Annotated in this window: 5 protein-coding genes; 2 read left to right on the forward strand and 3 right to left on the reverse strand. The window is 70.7% G+C overall.

Features of this window, described 5'->3' with window-relative positions; all coding sequences use genetic code 11:
- Positions 1-219 (reverse strand): DUF2847 family protein (locus IRZ18_08715; protein MBX5477186.1); only part of this gene is annotated, 219 nt, incomplete at its 3' end.
- 132 nt (positions 220-351) lie between these two features.
- On the opposite strand from IRZ18_08715, the gene IRZ18_08720 reads away from it, so the two are divergent.
- Positions 352-1446 carry an HD-GYP domain-containing protein gene (locus IRZ18_08720; GenBank protein ID MBX5477187.1) on the forward strand — a complete coding sequence of 365 codons (1095 nt, stop codon included), beginning with the start codon at positions 352-354 and terminating at the stop codon, positions 1444-1446.
- Between the two features lie 129 nt (positions 1447-1575).
- Complete coding sequence (locus IRZ18_08725) at positions 1576-2439, forward strand: patatin-like phospholipase family protein (protein MBX5477188.1); 864 nt, start codon at positions 1576-1578, stop codon at positions 2437-2439.
- 7 nt (positions 2440-2446) lie between these two features.
- On the opposite strand, the gene IRZ18_08730 is transcribed toward IRZ18_08725, so the two are convergent.
- Both IRZ18_08730 and IRZ18_08735 read right to left on the reverse strand, forming a co-directional pair.
- On the reverse strand, positions 2447-2608 hold the full coding sequence (locus IRZ18_08730; protein MBX5477189.1) for a hypothetical protein: 162 nt from the start codon (positions 2606-2608) through the stop codon (positions 2447-2449).
- Positions 2609-2651: 43 nt separating this feature from the next.
- The gene (locus tag IRZ18_08735; GenBank protein ID MBX5477190.1) at positions 2652-4073 is read right to left on the reverse strand and encodes a DEAD/DEAH box helicase; all 1422 of its coding nucleotides are present in this window, start codon (positions 4071-4073) and stop codon (positions 2652-2654) included.
- Between the last annotated feature and the right edge of the window lie 104 nt (positions 4074-4177).

Consider the following 4177-nt stretch of genomic DNA (forward strand, 5'->3'; position numbering starts at 1 on the left):
GGCGATGGCCAGCGACGCCATTCGCTGCTCGATGACCCACACCATGGCGGGCGTCACGCGCTGGGCCTCCGGCGAGCGGAGGAACGACTGCCACTCCTGGTAGGCACGGGCGGAGCGGGGACACCTCGAGGAATGCTTGAACACGATCACCGGCCGCAGCACCGATTCCTGCAACACGCGGTTCACGTCCATCTCGGAACCCATCGTCAGGACTTGCACGCGGATCAGCCTCCCTGCGTGCCAGGCTATGCCTCGGACGGTCCCGCGCTTCTCAACTTTTCTCCCGTCCGTGTCGAAAAAGAGTACGACGGCTCGACACCACTCGATTCGAACGAACAGGCGGGTGAGGCCATGCGCGTCGTCCCCGTCGGCCCGAATCTCGTCGGCCGGCGCTTGGCGAAAAGCGTGGTGTTGAAGGACGGTCGCGTGCTCCTGAAGGCGGGCACGGTGCTCACGCCGGCGTACGTGGAGAGCCTCGCGCGGCGAGGCTTCCAGTGGGTCCACGTTCACCACGAGCTTCTGCCGGACCTCGTGCTGGACGCCGACATCAGCGAGCAACTGCGCATCCGCGCCACCGAGCAGGTCTACCGCGCAGCGGAGAGCGTGTCCAAACGTCGTCCCCTCGACCACGTCGGCATCGAGCGTACGGCGGAGATGCTGCTCGAAGAAGTCCGCTCGAACGGGGACGTGATCTACGGCCTCGCCGTCGTCCGCGCGGCCGACGACGACACCTTCACGCACTCCGTCAACGTGGCCGTCCTGTCCCTGGCCGTCGGGCTTCGCTCCGGCCTGACGGACCGCCTTCTGCGCCGCCTTGGCGTGGGCGCGCTCCTGCACGACATCGGCAAGGCGCTCCTGCCAAAAGAGCTTCTGAAGAAGCGCGAGCCGCTGACCCCCGAGGAGCGCGAGATCATGAAGACGCACACCACGCTGGGCTTCCAGGCGCTGCGGGAAGAGGCGCCGAGCATGAGCCCCCTCAGCACGAACGTGGCCCTCTCGCACCACGAGCGGCTCGACGGGTCGGGCTACCCCAGGGGCATCCGCGATCCCGAGATCCATCTCTTCTCGAAGATCGTCGCCGTCGCCGACGTGTGGGACGCGATGGTGTCCAACCGCCCGTACCGGCCCGGCGTGTCGGAGGTCGAGGCCGCTCGCACGCTTGCCGCAGGCGCCGGCCGCCTGTTCCGGCCGGAACTCGTGCAGCGGCTGCTCGTCCGCGTCGCCGTCTTCCCCACGGGGACCTACGTGCGCCTCTCGGACGGGCGCGCGGGCGTCGTGACCCGCCAGACCCCGAACACGCCCACGCAACCCGAGGTCACGGTGCTCTGGGACCGTCGCAACCGCCCGGTGAAGCCGACGACGGTGCGCATCGGCGAGGACGGCCTCTTCATCGACGCCGTGATGGACCACCTGCCGAGCGCCCTCGACGGCCGCGCGGGGTCGTGAACGGCGGCCGAACCTGTCCCCTCTCGTGCGCATAGGATGCGGCCGGGGAAAGATACGATGCCACTGCGCCTGCGGATGACCACGCGACCGCGGATCGGCCTGGCGCTCGGCGCCGGAGGCCTTCGCGGCGTGGCGCACGTCGGAGTGCTCAGCGTTCTGGAAGAGGCCGGGATCCGCGCCGACGTGGTGGCCGGCACCAGCGCCGGCGCGATCGTGGGCGCGCTGTACGCCAGCGGCTGGAGCCCCTCCGCCATGCGCCGCGTCCTCGAGCAACTGCGTCCCAAGGACGTCTTCGACTCCAACCTGCGGCCCGTGCCGTTGCTGAAGATGGCTCTCAAGGCCGGCCTCGACGCCCTGAAATTGCCGTCGGACTGCCTGCGCGCGCCGATGGGGATCGTCCCGGGACAACGGCTCCTCAGGCAGCTCGAGCGCTGGACGGAGGGGCGGCGGCTGGGCGAGACGGCGCGCCCGTACATCGCGGTGGCCACCGTGGTCGAAACCGGCGAGCGCGCGATCTTCGGGCCGCCCGAACTGCCGGACGCCGCGGCGCAGGCCGGGATGCCCACGGTCCTCTTCCGGGACGGATCCGTCGCGCTCGCCGCACGCGCCAGCAGCTCGATTCCGGGCGTATTCGAACCGGTTCGCTGGGAGGGGCGGACGCTGGTCGACGGCGGCCTCGTCGACAACGTGCCGGGCGACATCCTCAAGGCGATGGGCGTGGAGCTGGTGATCGGCGTGGCGCTGGGGCTGCGCGGCAACGAGCCCGCCCGGGTGGACAACGTGGTGGAGATCGTGGACCAATCCGTTGCGATCATGATCAACGCCATGTCGAGGCGGGACGCGGTGCGCGGCGCCGACGTGGTGATCGCCCCGGCCGTGCCCGGGCTCTCGCTGACCCGCTTCGACACGGTGCGCGCGACGATCGCCGCCGGCGAGGCCGCGGCCCGGGAAGCGCTGCCGTCGATCCTCGCCGCGCTGGAAGAGCTGGGCTAGCCTCCGTTCAGTCCTCCTCGTCCTCGTGGTGCGCCTCGACGACCTGATGCCCGCACTCCGGGCAAGTCCAGATGTGGTCGTGCGGCACGGGTCCCTCCGAACTCCGGCCGAACTCGATCCAATCGCAGATCCAGGCTTCCATGTCGTGGCCGCAGCGAGGGCACGTCACACGGTCCACCTCCTCGGGTTCCGGCGCGGCAGCGGCACGCGGTTCAGCGCCGGCCGCCCGCCGTCTCCTCCTCGCGCGCGCGCCGCCGCTCCCGCCCATTCGCCGCGGCACCGAAGCCGCGGCGCCCCGTGCGCCTGGGCGCCCTGCGCGGCGGCTCCTCAGGCGTCAGCCGGACCTCGACCTCGCGCCGGGTGGGCGTGAGCGCCGCGAGCGCCGCGGCGACCAGGCGGGTCGAATCGTAGGTCTCAAGAAGCGTTTCGGCAAGGCCCAGATAGGCGTCGACCGCCCCCTGCTCCATCGTCTCGATCAGCCGCCCGGCGACGGCGCTGCGCTGGCCCTCCAGCGCGTCCGCAAGCGTGGGCGCGTGCCGTCGCGCGAGGGTCTGGCGCGTCGCCTGCTCGATCCAGTGCAGCTGGCGCAGCTCCCGTGGGGTCACGAACGTCACGGCCTCGCCGGCGCGGCCGGCCCGCCCCGTGCGGCCCACGCGATGGACGTAGCTCTCCGGGTCCTGCGGGATGTCGAAGTTGATCACGTGCGTCACGTCGCTCACGTCGAGCCCCCGGGCGGCGACGTCCGTCGCGACGAGCACCTCGCAGGCTCCGGAGCGGAAGCGGCGCATGACCTGGTCCCGCTGCCGCTGCGACAGGTCGCCGTGCAGCGCCTCGGCGAGGTAACCGCGCTTTTGCAGCCCCTCCGCGATTTCGCCCACCCGTCGCTTCGTGCGCCCAAACACGATCGCCAGCGCGGGAGAGTCCACGTCCAGCACGCGGCAGAGCGTCTCGAACTTCTGGTCCTCGCGCACCTCGATGTACGCCTGGCGGACCTGCGGCACGGTGACCTGCTTCGGCGCCACGGCGACGCGGACCGGATCGCGCAGGAAGCGCTGCGCGAGGCTGGCGACCGCGCTCGGCATCGTGGCCGAGAACAGCATCGTCTGCCGGTCTTCGGGCACCGCGCTCAGGATCGCCTCCACGTCGTCGATGAAGCCCATGTTCAGCATCTCGTCGGCCTCGTCGAGAACGACGACGCGCACCCCGTCGAGATGGACGGTCTTCCGCCGCATGTGGTCCAGAAGGCGGCCGGGCGTGCACACAAGCACTTTCGGGTTCGCGCGCAGCGCGCGCAGCTGGTGGCCGAAATCCTGGCCTCCGTAGATCGGCAGGACGAGGTGGCGCCCTCTCGGCGCGAGGCGCGCCAGTTCCTCCGCCACCTGAATCGCCAGCTCGCGCGTGGGCGTGAGGATGAGGACCTGCGGGGACGGTCCGGCCGGATCGAGCCGCTCCAGGACGGGGATGCCGAAGGCGGCCGTCTTCCCGGTGCCCGTCTGCGCCTGGCCGACAACATCGCGGCCGGTCAGGGCGAGCGGGATGACGCGAGCCTGGATCGGCGTCGGCTCCTCGAAGCCCGCCGCGGACACGGCCCTCAGCATCTCCGGCGAGAGCCCCAGTTCACGAAACGTGGTCAATGGTCGATGCCTCCTAGAACTCCAATGGGCTTAGTCTATCCCATCGAGGGGGACCGTGCGGGCGGGATTCCGAAACTGAGCTTCGTCCTGCCAGTTCCTGGCCG

The sequence above is a fragment of the Clostridia bacterium genome, assembly GCA_019683875.1.
Taxonomy (GTDB): domain Bacteria; phylum Bacillota; class Sulfobacillia; order RBS10-35; family Bu92; genus Bu92.